The following is a 17,558-nucleotide window of genomic DNA, read 5'->3' as shown; positions in this document are numbered from 1 at the left end:
AAGAACCGCGCCCCGACAGGTCCGGTAACGGGAGAATGCAAGCGTCTCTGATCAGCTTAGTGATCCGGTGTCAGACATAGCGTCTGGTTCGGGGAACGTTCCCACCATGGAGGGGTGGCGTGAGCATGCAGGTGGAATCCCACGCCCAGTGCCGCTCCTCGTGGCCGGTGTCGGCTGGTGGCGGGTGTGCTGATCGTCGTCACGCCCTGGTGCCGGTGAGCTGCGCGGGGCAGCCGTCCCCGGTCCGTGTGAGCGTGTCCCTCCGGACGCTTTCCCACCCGACCGAAGGGCCTGGCAGGGGAGGGTGTCCGGCGTCGCCTGGGCGTCGGACGTGTTGACTTGTGCCGGGTGGGTCCGGCCTTGGACCGGTCCCGGCTGGTCTTCGGCGCGGTCGGTGTGATGACCGCGCCCGCTTCGAGTCGGTCCACGACCGTGCGGATGGCCATCGCGCCTGTGGCCCGGTCGGCGACGGTCTTCGTCTGGTGGGCCAGGCCGCGTGCTGCGATGCGCTGCCAGGCCCCCTGATCGCGGTCGCCCTGCCAGGAGCAGGCGAGGCAGATGGCCCATTTCCAGCCGGGTGTGGCGGGCCGGTCGGGGGCTTTGCGGTGCCGCACCGGGGTGAGGCACCGCGGGCAGTGTCTGGAGGTGTTGCGTGCCGGGACGGTGACGACGGCGATGCCCGTCTCCGCGGCAACATGCCGCATCCGCTCCACGATCTGCCCGCGTACCTGCTGGGAGAGCCGGGTGTTGATGGTGCGGCCCATACCACGGGCTTCCATCGAGCGGAGGTCCTCGACATAGATGACGCTCGCCCCCGCGGCGATTGCCTGATCCACTGCCCACCTGGCGGCAGCCCACGTCAATGCGTCATTCAGGTTCGACCGGCGCGCGGAAACGTAACCGATCTCATCGCTCAGAATGGTGTGCTTGGCAGCCAGGGCATGCCGTTCGTCTCCAGAGGTGAGCCGCTGATAGTGGACGGCCTTGGCATGCAAGTGCTCGCCCTGCCGTCGTAGCCGGTGCTGCCTGGCGAGAACCCCGGCCGTCCTGAACATCCCCCCGGCCCCGAGGGCGGTGATCCGCCCATCCTCGTGCAGCCGGGCCGCCCCGGCGGACAGCAGGGTATTCAGGCCCCAGTCCACACCGAGCGCCACCGTGTGCCCGCTGCGGGCCGGTTTCGGCACCGGGTGGGTGTAGGCGACATCGGCGCGGACGCGGCCCTGGTGCGGGCGCAGGGTGGGCAGGTGCAACACCGCGCCGGCCGGGACCGTCGCAGGAAGCGTGATGGGGCAGGACACCCACGTCCAGTCCCGGTACGACCGCGGGTCGGCCCGGGTGGGGAGCTGCAAACGCAACAGCGCACGGCCCGGCTCGGTCTCGTGACGTTCGATGGTGGCCTGCTGCCCGTCGCACGCCGACAGCAGCAGCAACCGCGCTGTTGTGGGCGCGGCCTCCATTTCGAAGAGATCGGCGGGCATCCGGTCGCACTTCCTGGCGAACGCGGCGATCTGCCGGGTGCGGGAGTTGATGACGCTGGAGGGAAGGTGCTGCCCACCCGGCACCGCCTCACGCACCGCGTCCCACTCCTCGGGCATGCGCTTGCCGGAATCGGCAGGCCAGGCCGCGAGCACCCCGGTGGTCAGTTCGGCGCGCCACTTCGCCGACCGCAGCAAGCGTCCGGCCTGTTCCTGCGCCATGCGAACAATCCGGTCATTGACCCGGATACCTTCGGGTGGCGCGGCGCTCCAGCCCAGACGACGCAGAGCCATCCACGCGTTCGGCGGCAGCTTCCTGCCCCCGCCGTCTTCCCCGGAGGCCAGCACATCCACATCGGCGGCGTTCCAGCGGTCGGCCAGCAGCTCCGTGACCATGGCGGCCACCAGACCGGCGGCCCAGCCGACCCGCTCCGCCAGCACGGAGACCGTCAGCAGCTCACCGCTCTTCTCGTCCGCACCCGTCCGCAACAGACCACGGGCACAAGCCGTCCGGGCGGTCTGACCCACGGCGAGCGACACCCTGCGACTCAACGCCTACCTCCCCTGCCGCCAGTGCTGTCATCCGATCAACGACACTGCACGCGAAAGGTCACCCATTCGATCAACGAACCCGCATCCGGCGCCCATCCTCCGGGCGAACCCCGGGCCATCCGACTGTTTCCGGTCACCCGACAGAAATCAGCCAATCTCCCTTTCACTGCCAGAAGTCGCGTCATACCCCGGCACCCCGGGGCTCTCTCCGGGTGTGGGGCGCGATCCGGCCCCGCACACCGAAGCGAAGCGCACACGAGCGCACCGAAGTGAGGCCGTCATGCACCACCCCGTCATCGAGCGCGAGCTGGAACTCAAGCTGGTCCTGTCCCCTGAGCGCAGCGTCCCCGTACCCGCCCGGCTCCTCTACCTCACGGACGACCCGTACGCCGTCCACATCACCTTCCACACCGGTTCGAACACCCCGGTCAACTGGACCTTCGCCCGGGAACTGCTGGTGGAGGGCGTGTTCCGGCCCTGCGGCCACGGCGACGTCCGGATCTGGCCCACGAAGGTCGACAACAAGTCCGTGCTCTGCATGGCGCTCAGCTCCCCCGACGGCGACGCCCTGCTGGAGGCCCCCGCCGCCTCCGTGTCGGCCTGGCTGGAGCGGACCCTGCGCATCGTGCCGCCCGGTACCGAGGCCGAGCGGCTCGGCCTGGACGCGGCGCTGGCCGAGCTGCTCACGCCGACCCCGGCGGACGACCTGTGGCTGCGCGACCCGTGGCCGTCGGACGAGTCGGCCGACGGGGACCTGTGAAGCCGGGCGTACGGGCCCGGCTCCCCGGGCCGGGGCGCCGGCGTACGTCAGAAGAGCTTGCCGGGGTTGAGCAGGCCCAGCGGGTCGAAGGCGTGCTTGACGGCGCGCTGCATCTCCAGTCCCACCGGGCCGAGTTCCCGGGCCAGCCACTCCTTCTTCAGGATCCCGACCCCGTGCTCGCCGGTGATCGTCCCGCCCAGTTCCAGGCCCAGCGCCATGATCGCGTCGAAGGAGGCGCGGGCCCGCCGCGTCTCGTCCTCGTCGGCCGGGTCGAAGCAGACGACCGGGTGGGTGTTGCCGTCGCCCGCGTGCGCGCAGACCCCGATGAGCAGGTCGTGCGTACGGGCGATGGCGGCGGTCCCGTCCAGCATCTCGGCGAGCCGGGACCGCGGCACGCACACGTCGTCGATCATCGTGGCCGGACGCAGGGTCTCCAGGGCGGTCAGCGACATCCGGCGGGCCTGGAGCAGCAGTTCGGACTCCGCCTCGTCCTCGGCGGGGACGACGGCGGTGGCCCCGGCTGCCGTGCACAGCTCCCCCACGGCCGCGAGCTCCTCGGGGGCGTGCGGGCTGTCGAAGGCGGCGAGCAGCAGGGCCTCGGTGGTGTCGGGCAGGCCCATCTTGCCGAGCGCGTTGACGGCGCGGACGGTCGTACGGTCCATCAGTTCCAGCAGGGAGGGGGTCAGTCCGGCCTCCATGACGGCGCAGACGGCGGCGCAGGCGGCCGCTGCGGAGGGGAACTCGGCGGCCAGGGCGAGCTGCCGCGGCGGCGCGGGCCGCAGGGCGAGGACGGCCTGCACGACGACGCCGAGGCTGCCCTCGGAGCCGACGAAGAGCCGGGTGAGGTCGTATCCGGCGACTCCCTTGGCGGTACGCCGGCCCGTGCGCAGCAGCCGCCCGTCGGCGAGGACCACGTCGAGGCCGAGGACGTACTCGGCGGTGACCCCGTACTTGACGCAGCACAGGCCGCCGGAGGCGGTGCCGATGTTGCCGCCGATGGTGCACTGCTCCCAGCTGGAGGGGTCGGGCGGGTAGTACAGGCCCTGTTCGGCGACGGCCCGCGAGAGCACGGCGTTGACCACGCCCGGTTCGACGACGGCGATCCGGTCGACGGGGGAGATCTCCAGGATCCGGTCCATCTTGACGAGCGAGAGCACGATGCAGCCGTCGGAGGCGTTGGCGGCGCCCGACAGGCCCGTACGGGCGCCTTGCGGGACCACGGGGACCCGTAGGGCGGTGGCGGTGCGCAGGACGTGCTGGACCTGTTCGACGGTGCGGGGCAGGACGACGGCGGCCGGGGTGCCGGCCGCGCAGAAGCCGGCCATGTCGCCGGCGTAGGAGGCGGTCACCTGGGGGTCGGTGAGCAGGGCCTCGGCCGGGAGGCCCGCGAGCAGCCGCGCGTGGAGTTCGGCGGAGGCGGAGGGCGAGGGGTCGGGGTCGGGGTTCGTGGAGAGATCGTCATCCATGGGCTCAGCGTGGCAGCCGGGGCCATCGGTGTGAACACGCCCGCGCCCGTCTTCGGACACCTCGGCGAGCTCTTCATATTGACGCACAGTGACCCCATGCACCGTTTCGACCGTATCGACGAGGAAGCGCAGCAGCCGGCGCCGCCCGTGACCTTCACCGGCCGCAAGACGCTCGTGGCGGCCGCGGTGGCGGTGGTCCTGATCGCCGGGGCCTTGCTGATCCGGCCGGCCCGCACCGGCGACGACGCCCGCCCGCCGGGGCCGAGCGAGCGGGCCGCGTCGGCGGTCGGCATGGGCGCGCCCGTGGCGGCGGTGGACCTGACGGCCCTGATGGCGGACCGGGAGAAGTGGCTGGCGAAGCACGGGGACGACGACGCCTCCTGGGCGGTCCTGGGCTCCGCGTACCTGGAGCAGGCCAGGCGGACCGCGGACCCGGGCTGGTACCCGAAGGCGGAGAAGGCGCTGAAGCGGTCGCTGGAGGTCCGGCCGGCCGAGAAGGGCAACTTCGACGCGATGACGGGCATGGGCACGCTGGCCAACGCCCGGCGGGACTTCGGCACGGCGAAGAAGTGGGGCGAGCTGGTACGGGCGCAGGCGCCGCGGCGGTGGACGGCGTACCCGGTGCTCGTGGACGCGTACACCGGCCTCGGTGACTACAAGGGCGCCCAGAAGGCGATGGAGCGGCTGCTGGAGCTCCGCCCGGGCCTCGCCGGGTACCTCCGGGCCTCCCAGGTCTACCGGGACCGCGGCTGGCGCGAGGACGCGGCGATGTCGATGGAGCACGCGGCGGGCGCGGCGAAGTCCCCGGCGGAGAAGGCGTACACGCTGTTCCGGCTCGGTGAGCTGTCGTGGGAGCGGGGCGAGGTGGCGGAGGCGCTGCGGCAGTACGAGGGCGCGCTGCGGGCGGACCCGGCGCAGGCCCAGGCGCTGGGCGGCCGGGCCAGGGCGCTGGGCGCGCTGGGGCGCGGCGGGGAGGCGGTACGGGACTACCGGATGGCGCTGGGGCGGGCTCCTGAGCCGCGGCTGGCGCTGGAGCTCGGCGAGCTGCTGGAGTCGCTGGGGCGCGACGAGGAGGCGCGCACGCCGTACGACATGCTGGGCGCGCTGATCGCCCGGGCCGGCACGAACGGGGTCGACGACGACGTGGTGCTGGGCCTGTACGAGGCGGACCACGGAGATCCGGGGGCGGCGGTGCGGCGGCTGTCGCAGGAGTGGTCGCGGCACAAGAGCGTGCAGGTCGCGGACGCGCTGGGGTGGGCGCTGCACAGGGCGGGCGAGGACTCGGAGGCGCTGGAGTACGCGAAGAAGGCCACGGAGCTGGGGCTGCGGAGCGCGGACTTCGCCTACCACCGGGCGATGATCGAGCGCGGCCTGGGCGACGAGGCGGCGGCCCGCCGCCACCTCCAGGAGACCCTGCGGACGAACCCGCACTTCTCCCCGCTGCGGGGGCCGCTGGCGAAGCAGGCCCTGGCGTCGATCGGGCAGCCGCCGCCGGGGGGGCCGGAGAACCTCCAGCCGGCCAGTCCGTGGGTGGAGCCGGAACTCCCGAAGGCGGCGAAGCCGAATCCGCCTGCGGCGAAGCCGAAGCCTGCCGGCCCGCCTGCCGCCCCGCCTGCGGCGAAGCCGACCCCGAAGCCCAAGCCGTCCCCTTCGCCCCGCTGACGCGACCGGGCCGTCGCCGCCGGCGGGGCTCAAAGCCCGGGGCTCCGCCTCGAACGCCGGCGGGGCTGGAAGTGCCGCTGCCCAGGCCCGGCCCGGGCATGACCCGCGGCGCCGTTCCGGGGCTCCGCCCCGCACCCCGCACGGCACGGTCACCCGCGGGGCCCCGCCATGAGCACGGCCCCGCCAAGGGCACCTCACAGCGGGGGCTCCGCCAGGGACACCTCGGAGCCGAGTCGGCGGCTAGAGGTTGCCGCGCTTCTCCTGCTCGCGCTCGATCGCCTCGAACAGGGCCTTGAAGTTGCCCTTGCCGAAGCCCATCGACCCGTGGCGCTCGATCATCTCGAAGAAGACCGTCGGCCGGTCCTGCACCGGCTTGGTGAAGATCTGCAGCAGGTAGCCGTCCTCGTCGCGGTCGACGAGGATCTTCAGCTCGCGCAGGGTCTCGACCGGTACGCGCGTCTCGCCCGCCCACTCGCCGAGCGTGTCGTAGTACGAGTCCGGGGTGTCCAGGAACTGCACGCCCGCCGCCCGCATGGAGCGCACCGTGGCGACGATGTCGTTGGTGGCCAGCGCGATGTGCTGGACGCCCGCGCCGCCGTAGAACTCCAGGTACTCGTCGATCTGCGACTTCTTCTTCGCGATCGCCGGCTCGTTGATCGGGAACTTCACCTTCAGGGTGCCGTCCGCGACCACCTTCGACATCAGCGCCGAGTACTCGGTCGCGATGTCGTCGCCCACGAACTCCTTCATGTTCGTGAAGCCCATGACCTTGTTGTAGAAGGCGACCCACTCGTTCATGCGGCCGAGCTCGACGTTGCCGACGCAGTGGTCGATGGCCTGGAAGGTGCGCTTGGCCGGGGGCTCGACCATCGGGTCGACGGCGACGAAGCCGGGCAGGTACGGGCCGGAGTAGTCGCGGCGCTCCACCAGGGTGTGGCGGGTCTGGCCGTAGGTGGCGATGGCGGCCAGTACGACCGTGCCGTGCTCGTCCTTGACCTCGTACGGCTCGTCCAGGCCGCGCGCGCCGTGCTCGACGGCGTACGCGTAGGCCGCGCGCGCGTCCGGGACCTCGATGGCGAGGTCGACGACGCCGTCGCCGTGCTCGGCTACGTGCTCGGCGAGGAAGCGGCCACGGTCCGTCGCAGCCTTGATCACCGAGGTGAGGACGAAGCGCGCGCCGCCGTTGGTCAGGACGTAGCTGGCCGTTTCGCGGGTGCCGTTCTCCGGTCCGGAGTAGGCCACGAGCTTCATGCCGAAAGCGGTCGAGTAGTAGTGCGCGGCCTGCTTGGCATTGCCGACGGCGAAGACGACCGCGTCCATGCCCTTCACCGGGAAGGGGTCTGCCTCACGCGCGGTGTGGTGGGTGGTGTCGAGGGTCTCAGTCATGAGCGCAGAGTCCCGCCGATCCACAAGCTGCGCAATAGTTTCAATTTTTGCTGTACAGGCTGTCCAGGACGGGCGGAGGATGGTTGAGAGATCTGTGCACTATGACCACCCCCGAGCGCACCCGGAGGCATCCCATGGGAATCGACGACCTGGACGGCCGGCTCATCGTCCTCCTGGCCCGCGAGCCCCGGATCGGGGTCCTGGAGGCGTCCCGGCGGCTCGGCGTGGCCCGCGGGACGGCGCAGGCGCGGCTGGACCGGCTTCAGTCGAACGGAGTCATCCGCGGGTTCGGCCCGCAGGTCGATCCGGCGGCCCTCGGGTACCCGGTGACCGCTTTCGCCACGCTGGAGATCAAGCAGGGTCAAGGGGCCGACGTACGGGCCCACTTGGACGGCGTACCGGAGGTCCTGGAGCTGCACACCACCACCGGGCACGGGGACATGCTGTGCCGGCTGGTGGCCCGGTCCAATGCCGACCTCCAGCGGGTGATCGACCGGGTTGTCGGCTTTGATGGGATCGTTCGGGCTTCGACGGCGATCGTCATGGAGAATCCCGTACCCCTGCGGATCATCCCCCTGGTCGAACAGGCGGCCGAGGACGACACCCGCTGAGGCGAGGCGAGGCACGACGCGAGCCCGGGAGCGCACCGTACGGGGCCGTACCGGGCCGTGCCGGGCCGCACACGGCCGGACACACAGGACGAGGTGACACGGCGTGAGTTTCTGGAGCTACCTGTCCCACCGCCACCAGCAGCTCCTCACCGACGCCTACCAGCACGCCAGCGCCGTCTTCCAGTGCATGCTGATCGCGACCGTGCTCGGCATCGCGATCGGCCTGATCAGCTACCGCAGCGGCTGGGGCGGCAACCTGGCGATCACCTCCACCGCCACCTTCCTGACCATCCCCTCCCTCGCCCTGATCGGCCTGCTCATCCCCGTGGTCGGGCTCGGGGTCCCGCCGACCGTGATCACCCTGACCCTGTACGGGCTGCTGCCCGTCGTACGGAACTGCATCGTGGGCCTGCGCGGGGTGGACCCGGCCCTGGTCGACGCGGCCAAGGGCATCGGGATGTCCCGTACCGCCCAGCTGCTGAAAGTGGAGCTCCCCCTCGCCTGGCCGCCGATCCTCACCGGCATCCGCGTGGCCACCCAGATGCTGATGGGCATCGCCGCGATCGCCGCGTACGCCTCCGGGCCGGGCCTCGGCAACGAGATCTTCCGCGGCATCGCCTCCCTCGGCAGCGCCAACGCCCTCAACCAGGTCCTGGCCGGAACGCTCGGCATCGTCGTCCTCGCCCTGCTCTTCGACGCCGCGTACGTCCTGCTCGGCCGCCTCACCATCCCGAGGGGGATCCGTGTCTGAGCCGACCCCGGCGGCCGCCGCGTCCGGCGCCGCCATCCAGCTGGAGAACCTCACCAAGCGCTATCCCGGCAATCCCAACCCCTCCGTCGACGAGGTCTCGATGGAGATCAAGGCGGGCGAGACGGTCGTCTTCGTCGGCCCGTCGGGGTGCGGGAAGTCCACCACCCTCAAGATGATCAACCGGCTGATCGAGCCCACCTCCGGCCGGATCCGGATCGGCGACGAGGACGTCACCGACATGGACCCGGTCAAACTGCGCCGCAAGATCGGCTACGCGATCCAGTCCTCCGGGCTGTTCCCGCACATGACGGTCGCCGAGAACATCGCCCTCGTCCCGAAGATGACCGGCTGGTCCAAGCCACGTGTCAAGGACCGGGTGGAGGAGATGCTCGACCTGGTCGGGCTGGATCCGCGCGAGTTCCACGGCCGCTACCCGCGCCAGCTCTCCGGCGGCCAGCAGCAGCGCGTGGGCGTGGCCCGGGCACTGGCCGCGGACCCGCCGGTGCTGCTGATGGACGAACCCTTCGGCGCCGTCGACCCGATCACCCGCGACCACCTCCAGGACGAGCTGATCCGGCTCCAGCACGAGCTGCACAAGACGATCGTCTTCGTCACCCACGACTTCGACGAGGCCATCAAGCTCGGCGACCGGATCGCGGTGCTCCGGGAGCGCTCGCACATCGCGCAGTTCGACACCCCCGAAGCCATCCTGACCAACCCCACCGACGACTTCGTCTCCGGCTTCGTCGGCGCCGGCGCGGCCCTCAAACGGCTCAACCTGACCCGTGTGCGGGACGTGGGGATCGCCGACTTCCCGACCGTGTCGGTGGACGACCCGCTCCAGCAGATCTTCAACACCCTGCGCGGCGGCGCCACCAACGAACTGCTGATGCTCGACCGGCGGGGCCGCCCCTACAAGTGGCTGCGCCGGGGCGACCTGATGCGCGCCAAGGGCTCCCTGGCCCGGGCCGGGCAGCTGGTGCACGACACCGTGACCCAGGACGCGACCCTGCACGACGCCCTGGAGGCCGTACTCATCGACAGCGGCGGCCGGGTCGCGGTCACCGGCCGCCGCGGCGAGTACATCGGCGTCGTCGACATGGAGACCCTGATGAACTCGGTGCACGAGATGCTGGAGGCGGACCGGCTGGCGGCCGCCGAGCACCAGCACGACCTGGAGGAGCTGCGCCACCACCGGACGGAACAGGAGCTGGAGGGCGGTGCAGGCGGGCCATGACCATGACACCCCCTGGCCCGTCCCCTGGCCCGTCCCCTGGCCCGTCCCCCGGTCCGTCCCCCGGTCCGTCCCCCGAACGCCCGCCCGGCGAGCACGAGGTCAAGGGCCACTCCTTCCGCGACCTCGCCTTCGTGGACGACCGGCTCGTCGAAGCCGAGGAGGCCCCTCCGCCACCCGCGCCCGCCCGCCGGATCACCTGGGCCAAGCTCCTCGTCATGCCGGCCGTCCTGACGCTGCTGCTGCTCGCCACCTACCTGTGGATCAATTCCCTCACCCTCGACGCCATCGAGAAGAACTCCCTCGGCGGCGGCAACGTCCAGCTGCGGCTGTGGCAGCACATCCAGCTCACCGTGATCTCCACCTTCTGGGTGCTGATCATCGCCATCCCGCTGGGTATCGCCCTCACCCGCCGCCGGCTGCGCCGCGCCGCCCCGCTGGTCACCGCGGTCGCCAACATCGGCCAGGCCACCCCGGCGATCGGCCTGCTGGCCCTGCTGGTCATCTGGCTCGGCATCGGCCCGTCCACCGCGATCATCGGCATGGTGGCCTACGCCGTGCTGCCCGTGCTGTCCAACACGGTCGCGGGGCTGCGGGCGATCGACCCCCAGCTGGTGGAGGCCTCGCGCGGGATCGGCATGTCGGCCATGGGGGCCCTGACGAAGGTGGAGCTGCCGCTGGCGGTCCCGCTGATCCTGGCGGGCGTACGGACGGCCCTGGTGCTCAACGTCGGCACCGCCACCCTGGCCACCTTCGGCGGCGGCGGAGGCCTCGGCGACCTGATCACCTCCGGGATCCAGACGCAGCGGATGCCGGTGCTGGTGGTGGGTTCCGTGCTGACGGTGGCGCTCGCCCTGTTCGTGGACTGGCTGGCCTCGCTGGCGGAAGCGGTCCTGACGCCGCGCGGGCTGGAGGCGTAGATGCGTACCCCCGGCGGAAGGGCGACGGCGCTCGGTACGGCACTGCTCGCGGCGGCCGTCCTGGCGGGCTGCGGGCTCAAGAGCGGTTCGCCGATGGTGGACGAGGTGACGCCGGGCAAACTGGGGCAGGGCGAGCCCCTGAAGGGCGCCTCGCTCACGGTCACCTCGAAGAACTTCAGCGAGAACATCGTGCTCGGCCAGATCATCGGCCTGGTCCTCAAGGCCGCCGGCGCCGAGGTCCTGGACCGCACCAACCTGCCGGGCTCGATCAGCGCGCGCGAGGCCATTGCCCAGGGCGACGCGGACGCGATGTACGAGTACACGGGCACGGCGTGGATCACGTACCAGGGGAACACCGAGCCGGTCGACGACCCGCACGCGCAGTGGGAGGCGGTGAAGGCGGGGGACGTGAAGAACGGGGTGGGCTGGCTGCCCCCGGCCACCCTCAACAACACGTACACCCTCGCGATCAGCAAGAAGAACAACGCCAAGTACAAGCTGAAGACCCTGTCGGACGTGGCGGAGCTGGCGCGCAAGGACCCGTCGGCGGTGACGCTGTGCGTGGAGAACGAGTTCGCCTCGCGCGAGGACGGGCTGCCGGGCATGGAGAGGGCGTACGGGATGAAGATCCCGGCGGGCAACATCCAGAAGATGGACGCGGGGATCATCTACACCCAGGTCTCGAAGTCCGACTCCTGCCTGCTGGGCGAGGCCTACACCACCGACGGCCGGATCAAGGCCATGGACCTGGACACCCTGGCCGACGACCGGCGCTTCTTCCCCAACTACAACGCGGCGCCCGAGCTGAACGCGAAGACCCTCGCCCGGTACCCGGTGATCGCCGAACTGCTGAACCCGGTGACGGAGAAGCTGACGACCGAGGTGGCGCGGGAGCTGAACGCCAAGGTGGACGTGGAAGGGCAGGACCCGCACGAGGTCGCGAAGGACTGGCTGCTCAAGGAGGGCTTCATCAAGGAGCGCTGACCGCCGGCTGTCCGGAGGCCCGTCAGCAGGACGGTACGGCCTCGCCCTTGTTGAGCGCCCGCAGTGCGTCCACCGCTTCCGTCAGCGTGGTGACGGGGACCAGCCGCAGGCCCTCGGGCAGTTCGGACTGCGCGTCGGAGCACTCCGCCTTCGGTACGAGGAACACGCTCGCCCCGTCGCGGTGCGCGGCCTGCGTCTTCAGGGCCACCCCGCCGACCGCGCCGACCGTGCCGTCCGGGCTGATGGTGCCCGTACCGGCGATGGTGCGGCCACCGGTGAGGTCGCCACCGCTGCCGTCACCGTCGAGCTTGTCGACGATGCCGAGGGAGAAGAGGAGGCCCGCGCTGGGGCCGCCGACGTCGGCGAGGTTGAGGTCGACCTTCACGGCCTCGGGGTCCTTGTGGAGATATCCGAGGGCGGCCTCGGCGGCGGTCGACTGCGACTTGGTCATTTCCTCCAGGTTGTGCTCCTCGATCTCCTCGGTCGTCTGCCCGGAGGGGTAGATGGCCTCCTTGGGCATCACCGCCCGATCGGCCCGGAACCAGCTGTCGACGAGCTCGCCCAGGTCCACCTTCTCGGACGGACCCGGGGCCTGGATGGTCGTCATGAGGAGCCGCCCCTTGGTCTCCCGGACGGGGGCGCCGCTGACGCTGATGACGTTCTTGCCGTCCTTGGCCCCGAGCACGTCGGCCGTCAGCCCAGGCTGGGCCAGCACGAAGGGCAGCGGCGCGAAGCCGGCGACGGCGACCAGGCCGACCACGGGCACGGCACAGAGAGCCAGGGCGGCGGGACGCGGCAGACGTGTGAGGCGTGAGAGCACCCGGCCAATCTATCCCGACGGCTCGCCGACACCCTGCGGGCGGCACATCCAGGGCAAACCGAGCCCCGCCGGGGCACACCTAGCCCCGCCGGGGCCAAACCCAGCCTGCGCCTCAACCCAGCCCCGCCGGCGTTTGAGGCGCGGGGGCCCGGGGGCAGCGCCCCCGGCAACGGCGCGGCACCCGGCAAACGACCCGGCGGCCCAGCGGCAGCGGACCGGCTAGCGCAGCGCGTCCGCGACCTCCCGCGCCGCGTCCACGACCCGCGGCCCCACGCGCTCCGGCACCGCATCGGCCAGCATCACGACGCCGACGCTGCCCTCCAGCCCGGTGATGCCCACGAGCGGCGCGGCAGCGCCACTGGCGCCCGCTTCGAGCTCCCCGTGGGTGAGGGTGTAGCCCGGCTCGATCAGGGAGCCCTGGCGCGCGGCCAGGATGGCCCGTCCGGCGGCCCCGCGGTCCAGCGGGTGGCGGAAGCCGGCCCGGTAGGCCACGTGGTAGTCCGTCCAGGTCGGCTCCACCACGGCCACGGCGAGCGCCTCGGTACCGTCGACGAGGGTCAGGTGCGCGGTGGCGCCTATGTCCTCGGCGAGGGACCGCAGCGCGGGCAGGGCCGCCTCGCGTACGAGCGGATGCACCTGCCGGCCCAGCCTCAGGACCCCGAGCCCGACCCGGGCCCGCCCGCCGAGGTCACGGCGGACCAGGGCGTGCTGTTCCAGGGTGGCGAGGAGCCGGTAGACCACGGTGCGGTTGACACCGAGGCGGTTGGAGAGCTCGGTGACGGTCAGACCGTGGTCGGTGTCGGCGAGCAGTTTGAGGACTCTGAGCCCTCTGTCGAGAGTCTGGGAGGTTTCCGCGGTCACGACGCCTCTCCCTCTTTCGGTGGGCGGCGGTGACTCTCGGGGTGGCACGCCGCCGGTCCCGCGGCAGCGCACGGAGAGACCGCCGGTAGCGGCCATGGCACCGGCTGCGCTCCCGCGGCGGCGCTGCCACGGTGCGTTCGATGCGGGGACATTAGCGAGCAGGTTCGCTGAGCGGAAGGGCTCGTCCAGAATCCGGGCGCCTGCTACCCGTTTATGCCGGTTAATGAACGCACCGGTGTCAATTCGTGACCTCGTTTCCCCCACAAGGTCTTTACAAGCCCATTACTCTGAGCGCGTTCAAAAAGATTTTCGGTTTGGCCTGGGGGGGCGTACTCGCGTGCGGAACCCAGCGCCGCACGGAGGGAAACCACCACTCATGAACTTCAAGCGCCTGGCCGTCGTGGCCGCTGCGGCCGTCGTCGGCCCGACCGTCCTGATGGCCACCCCCGCGATGGCCGACGAGGCCCAGAACCCGGCCGTCTCCACGCCGGACGCGGCCCCCAAGGACGACGCCGCCCCCGCCGAGGCCCCGGCCGCCGAGACCCCGGCGAAGGAGGCCCCGGCCGCGGAGCAGCCCGCCGCCGAGCAGCCCGCCCCCGTGGCCCCGGCCCCGGTCGCCCCGGCTCCGGTCGTCCCGGTCCTGCCGCCCGTCGCCGACACCCCGGCTCCGGCCCCGGCCCCGGTCGTCCCGCCGGTCGTCGAGACCGACGAGGACCTCCTCGAGGACGAGGACATGGTCGCCACGGGCCCGAAGCTCGGCCTGAACGGCATCCCGACCACCTTCAAGGCCGGCGGCGACTGGACCCAGTTCGCGCTCTCCATCGACAACTCCAACGGCAAGCCCCAGGCGAGCTACGTGCTCGTGCTGGCCGTCGCCAACGAGACCCTTGAGCTCCAGGGCGACGACGTGCAGGTCCAGGTCCTCTTCGGTGGCACCTGGCACAACGTCGAGATCATCGACGACGGCGGCACCCCCGTCGCCCTGCTGACGGACGACCTGAACATCCCCAAGGGCGCCTTCGACCTCCAGGTCCGCATCAAGTTCAACGCGGGCGCCCCGGCGGGCGAGATCGCCATCGCGGCTGCCGGCGGCAGCAACGAGGACGAGAACGTCTGGTCGGACACCGTCTGGACCGAGTCGAAGATCGTCAAGGGTGGCAACGGCAACACCCCCAAGCCCAACGGCGGCTCCAAGCCCGTCGAGCAGGCCGGCCACGTGAACACCCCCGGCTCCGGCACGACGGGCACCACCGGCACCACCAGCACCACCAACACCGCCGGTCAGCTCGCCGAGACCGGCTCCGACGCGGCGACCTCGTGGGCGCTCGGCGCGAGCGGCGTGGCCCTGGCCATGGGTGCGGCCCTCGTCGCGGGCACCGGCCGTCGCCGCCGCCCCACCGCGTAACCCCGTAGGCGCGCAGCCCCGTGGCCGCGTAGCCGCGTAGAGAGAAGGGACGGGGTCCGTGCGAACCTCCGCACGGACCCCGTCCCTCATCCTGTTTGAACTCACCGCATGCGGGTGGCCCACTCCTGGACCTTCTTGATCCGCTCGCGCAGCTGTCCCGCCGTCGCCTCCGCGCTCGGCGGACCGCCGCACACCCGGCGCAGCTCCGTGTGGATCACCCCATGCGGCTTGCCGCTCTGGTGGACGTAGGCGCCCACCATCGTGTTCAGCGACTTGCGCAGCTCCAGCAGCTCCTTGTGGGAGACCACCGGCCGCCGGTCGGCGGGCAGCTCCAGCAGGTCGGCCTCCGTGTCCGGCTTGCGCCGGCTGTGCGCGATCTGCCGCGACTGGCGCTTCTGCAGCAGCATCTGCACCTGGTCCGGCTCCAGCAGGCCGGGAATGCCGAGGTAGTCCTGCTCCTCCTCGCTGCCCGGGTGCGCCTGCATGCCGAACTCGGCGCCGTCGTAGAGGACCCGGTCGAAGACCGCGTCGGACTCCAGCGCCTCGAAGGACATCTGCTCGTCCTCGCCGGTGTCCTCGTCCTCCTGCTTGTTCGCCTCGTCCATCTCCTTCTCGGACTCGGCGTACGGATCCTCCTCGCCCTGCTTCTTCGGCTTGTCGAGGACGTGGTCGCGTTCGACCTCCATCTCGTTGGCGAAGCCGAGGAGATAGGGAATGGTCGGAAGGAACACGGACGCCGTCTCGCCGCGCCTGCGCGATCGCACGAAGCGCCCCACGGCCTGCGCGAAGAACAGGGGGGTGGAGATGGTCGTCGCGTACACGCCGACCGCGAGCCTGGGAACGTCGACGCCCTCGGACACCATGCGGACCGCGACCATCCAGCGGTCGTTGTTCGCGCTGAAAGTGTCGATGTTCTTCGAGGCCCCGGTGTCGTCGGAGAGGACGACGGTCGCCTTGGTGCCGGTGATCTCGCGGATCAGCTTCGCGTAGGCGCGCGCCGAGTCCTGGTCGGCGGCGATGACCAGCCCGCCCGCGTCCGGGATGCCCTTGCGGACCTCCGTCAGCCGCTGGTCGGCGGCGCGCAGCACGTTCGGCATCCAGTCGCCGCGCGCGTCCAGCGCCGTACGCCAGGCCTGCGAGATGGCGTCCTTGGTCATCGGCTCGCCGAGGCGGGCGGCGATCTCGTCGCCCGCCTTGGTGCGCCAGCGCATGTTGCCGCTGTAGGAGAGGAAGATGACCGGCCGCACGACTCCGTCGCCCAGGGCGTTGCCGTAGCCGTAGGTGTAGTCGGCGGAGGACCGCCGGATCCCGTCGTTGCCTTCCTCGTAGGCGACGAAGGGGATGGGGTTGGTGTCGGACCGGAAGGGGGTTCCGGTCAGCGCCAGGCGCCGGGTCGCCGGGTCGAAGGCCTCCAGGCAGGCCTCGCCCCAGGACTTCGAGTCACCGGCGTGGTGGATCTCGTCGAGGATGACGAGGGTCTTGCGCTGCTCGCAGCGGTTGCGGTGCAGCATCGGGCGCACGCCGACACCGGCGTAGGTGACGGCGACCCCGTGGTAGTCCTTGCTGAGCGGTCCCGCCGAGTACTCGGGGTCCAGCCGGATGCCTATCCGGGCCGCCGCGTCCGCCCACTGCTTCTTCAGGTGCTCGGTGGGGGCGACGACGGTCACCTGCTGCACCACGTGGTGGTGCAGCAGCCAGGAGGCGAGGGTCAGCGCGAAGGTGGTCTTGCCGGCGCCGGGCGTCGCGACCGCGAGGAAGTCCCGCGGCTGGGTCTCGATGTAGCGGTCCAGCGCTCCCTGCTGCCAGGCGCGCAGCTTGCTCGCCGTACCCCAGGGGGCACGGCCGGGGAAGGCGGGTGAGAGATGGTGGGAGGCGGTAGTAGTCACGGTCTCCGGTTCGGGCTCTCGGCGTACTCGCGTACTGGTACGGGCAGTCGTACGTAAGACAACCGGGCCACCTTACCGGCCCGGGCCCGTCCCTCGCGGAGGGACAGGCCCGTGACCTCGCCGGGTGCGGCGAGCGTCACACCGCATCGTGCAGCGTCCGCAACCGCCCGGCGATCCGCCCGATGTCCCCCTCGCCTCCCGACGCCACGTCGATGACCAGCGCGTACGCGAGGTCCTGGTCGGTGTCGCCGAGATCCACACCGTTGACGGCGAGGAAAGTGGCGGCGGCGAGCCAGGCCGTGCGCTTGTTCCCGTCGACCAGCGGGTGGTTCGTGGCGATGGCGTGGAGCAGCGCGGCGGCCTGCTCGTACGGATCCTCGTAGGCCGGGGTCCCGAACATCCGGGCCCGCGGCCGGTGCACCGCCGACTCCAGCAGCCCGGGCGCCCGCAGCTCGACGGGCTGGTCCTGGGCGAGGCAGGCGTGCCGGGCGAGGTCGAGGACCTCGGCGAGGGTGAGGTGGCGGACCAGCGTCCCGCCGCTCATTCGCCGAGCCGCTTCAACAGTCCGGCGTGCTGCCCGGCGAGCCGCTCGGCGGCTTCCCCGATCCGCTGCCGCTCGGCCCGCAGGCAGGCCCGTACGGCTTCCCGTGCGACGTCCTCGGGCCTCTGCCCGACGGCGTCGGCAAGGTCGGCGAGCTCCGCGCGCTCGGCGGCGGTGAGCCGGATGATCAACTCGTTCATGAGGCGAAGCTAGCGCGCCGGTCCGGCGCGGCGCAGGCGGTTTC

General features: G+C 71.5%; 16 protein-coding genes. 8 read left to right on the top strand and 8 right to left on the bottom strand.

Annotated features, from left to right (window positions below; genetic code table 11):
• Positions 1–56: 56 nt before the first annotated feature.
• A complete protein-coding gene (locus tag OG447_RS11925; RefSeq protein ID WP_266936454.1) occupies positions 57–2,015 on the bottom strand; it encodes a zinc ribbon domain-containing protein in 1,959 nt (652 codons plus the stop codon).
• A 292-nt stretch (positions 2,016–2,307) separates the two neighbouring features.
• On the opposite strand from OG447_RS11925, the gene OG447_RS11920 reads away from it, so the two are divergent.
• On the top strand, positions 2,308–2,787 hold the full coding sequence (locus tag OG447_RS11920) for an SsgA family sporulation/cell division regulator (RefSeq protein WP_266936453.1): 480 nt from the start codon (positions 2,308–2,310) through the stop codon (positions 2,785–2,787).
• A 47-nt stretch (positions 2,788–2,834) separates the two neighbouring features.
• On the opposite strand, the gene OG447_RS11915 is transcribed toward OG447_RS11920, so the two are convergent.
• Complete coding sequence (locus OG447_RS11915) at positions 2,835–4,253, bottom strand: FAD-binding oxidoreductase (RefSeq protein ID WP_266936452.1); 1,419 nt, start codon at positions 4,251–4,253, stop codon at positions 2,835–2,837.
• 96 nt (positions 4,254–4,349) lie between these two features.
• Between OG447_RS11915 and OG447_RS11910 the strand changes: the two genes are divergently transcribed.
• Positions 4,350–5,915 carry a tetratricopeptide repeat protein gene (locus OG447_RS11910; RefSeq protein ID WP_266936451.1) on the top strand — a complete coding sequence of 522 codons (1,566 nt, stop codon included), beginning with the start codon at positions 4,350–4,352 and terminating at the stop codon, positions 5,913–5,915.
• 240 nt (positions 5,916–6,155) lie between these two features.
• On the opposite strand, the gene hppD is transcribed toward OG447_RS11910, so the two are convergent.
• Positions 6,156–7,301 carry a 4-hydroxyphenylpyruvate dioxygenase gene (gene hppD, locus OG447_RS11905; RefSeq protein ID WP_266936450.1) on the bottom strand — a complete coding sequence of 382 codons (1,146 nt, stop codon included), beginning with the start codon at positions 7,299–7,301 and terminating at the stop codon, positions 6,156–6,158.
• 134 nt (positions 7,302–7,435) lie between these two features.
• On the opposite strand from hppD, the gene OG447_RS11900 reads away from it, so the two are divergent.
• The 5 genes from OG447_RS11900 (at position 7,436) to OG447_RS11880 (ending at position 11,801) form a co-directional block, all read left to right on the top strand.
• Positions 7,436–7,912: an Lrp/AsnC family transcriptional regulator gene (locus OG447_RS11900; protein ID WP_031150179.1), complete on the top strand. Its 477-nt coding sequence runs from the start codon at positions 7,436–7,438 to the stop codon at positions 7,910–7,912.
• A gap of 103 nt (positions 7,913–8,015) precedes the next feature.
• A complete protein-coding gene (locus OG447_RS11895) occupies positions 8,016–8,663 on the top strand; it encodes an ABC transporter permease (protein WP_266936449.1) in 648 nt (215 codons plus the stop codon).
• Entirely contained in the window at positions 8,656–9,900 is a 1,245-nt protein-coding gene (locus tag OG447_RS11890) for a betaine/proline/choline family ABC transporter ATP-binding protein (protein WP_266936448.1), read from the top strand. The genes OG447_RS11895 and OG447_RS11890 overlap by 8 nt, the downstream gene beginning before the upstream one ends.
• Before the next feature lie 2 nt (positions 9,901–9,902).
• Positions 9,903–10,817, top strand: a complete 915-nt coding sequence (locus OG447_RS11885) for an ABC transporter permease (protein ID WP_266938845.1) — start codon at positions 9,903–9,905, stop codon at positions 10,815–10,817.
• Positions 10,818–11,801, top strand: coding sequence for a glycine betaine ABC transporter substrate-binding protein (locus OG447_RS11880; RefSeq protein ID WP_266936447.1), 984 nt, complete (start codon positions 10,818–10,820; stop codon positions 11,799–11,801).
• A gap of 22 nt (positions 11,802–11,823) precedes the next feature.
• Here the strand turns inward: OG447_RS11880 and OG447_RS11875 are convergent, their stop codons facing one another.
• Together OG447_RS11875 and OG447_RS11870 are read right to left on the bottom strand one after the other, a co-directional pair.
• A complete protein-coding gene (locus tag OG447_RS11875) occupies positions 11,824–12,621 on the bottom strand; it encodes a S16 family serine protease (protein ID WP_266936446.1) in 798 nt (265 codons plus the stop codon).
• Between the two features lie 219 nt (positions 12,622–12,840).
• Entirely contained in the window at positions 12,841–13,482 is a 642-nt protein-coding gene (locus OG447_RS11870) for an IclR family transcriptional regulator (protein WP_007264382.1), read from the bottom strand.
• 376 nt (positions 13,483–13,858) lie between these two features.
• Here OG447_RS11870 and OG447_RS11865 point away from each other — a divergent pair, with 376 nt between their 5' ends.
• Positions 13,859–14,887 carry a hypothetical protein gene (locus OG447_RS11865; protein ID WP_266936445.1) on the top strand — a complete coding sequence of 343 codons (1,029 nt, stop codon included), beginning with the start codon at positions 13,859–13,861 and terminating at the stop codon, positions 14,885–14,887.
• A 101-nt stretch (positions 14,888–14,988) separates the two neighbouring features.
• Here OG447_RS11865 and OG447_RS11860 read toward each other — a convergent pair whose 3' ends face one another.
• The 3 genes from OG447_RS11860 to OG447_RS11850 all read right to left on the bottom strand — a co-directional run bounded on the left by OG447_RS11860 (position 14,989) and on the right by OG447_RS11850 (position 17,514).
• Positions 14,989–16,773, bottom strand: a complete 1,785-nt coding sequence (locus tag OG447_RS11860; protein ID WP_266936444.1) for a DEAD/DEAH box helicase — start codon at positions 16,771–16,773, stop codon at positions 14,989–14,991.
• A 136-nt stretch (positions 16,774–16,909) separates the two neighbouring features.
• A complete protein-coding gene (locus OG447_RS11855; RefSeq protein WP_266936443.1) occupies positions 16,910–17,317 on the bottom strand; it encodes a type II toxin-antitoxin system death-on-curing family toxin in 408 nt (135 codons plus the stop codon).
• Entirely contained in the window at positions 17,314–17,514 is a 201-nt protein-coding gene (locus tag OG447_RS11850) for a hypothetical protein (RefSeq protein WP_266936442.1), read from the bottom strand. Before OG447_RS11850 ends, OG447_RS11855 begins: the two co-directional genes overlap by 4 nt.
• Positions 17,515–17,558: the final 44 nt, after the last annotated feature.

Source organism: Streptomyces sp. NBC_01408 (genome assembly GCF_026340255.1).
GTDB lineage: Bacteria > Actinomycetota > Actinomycetes > Streptomycetales > Streptomycetaceae > Streptomyces.
Note: the sequence above shows the minus strand (reverse complement) of the source record. Positions and strands in the feature narration are given on the sequence as shown.

Coding starts and splice junctions, on each gene's coding strand:
- OG447_RS11910 (WP_266936451.1), top strand. CDS start 4,350: ATGCACCGTTTCGACCGTATCGACGAGGAAGCGCAGCAGCCGGCGCCG.
- OG447_RS11850 (WP_266936442.1), bottom strand. CDS start 17,514: ATGAACGAGTTGATCATCCGGCTCACCGCCGCCGAGCGCGCGGAGCTC.
- OG447_RS11900 (WP_031150179.1), top strand. CDS start 7,436: ATGGGAATCGACGACCTGGACGGCCGGCTCATCGTCCTCCTGGCCCGC.
- OG447_RS11855 (WP_266936443.1), bottom strand. CDS start 17,317: ATGAGCGGCGGGACGCTGGTCCGCCACCTCACCCTCGCCGAGGTCCTC.
- OG447_RS11865 (WP_266936445.1), top strand. CDS start 13,859: ATGAACTTCAAGCGCCTGGCCGTCGTGGCCGCTGCGGCCGTCGTCGGC.
- hppD (WP_266936450.1), bottom strand. CDS start 7,301: ATGACTGAGACCCTCGACACCACCCACCACACCGCGCGTGAGGCAGAC.
- OG447_RS11880 (WP_266936447.1), top strand. CDS start 10,818: ATGCGTACCCCCGGCGGAAGGGCGACGGCGCTCGGTACGGCACTGCTC.
- OG447_RS11915 (WP_266936452.1), bottom strand. CDS start 4,253: ATGGATGACGATCTCTCCACGAACCCCGACCCCGACCCCTCGCCCTCC.
- OG447_RS11885 (WP_266938845.1), top strand. CDS start 9,903: ATGACACCCCCTGGCCCGTCCCCTGGCCCGTCCCCTGGCCCGTCCCCC.
- OG447_RS11920 (WP_266936453.1), top strand. CDS start 2,308: ATGCACCACCCCGTCATCGAGCGCGAGCTGGAACTCAAGCTGGTCCTG.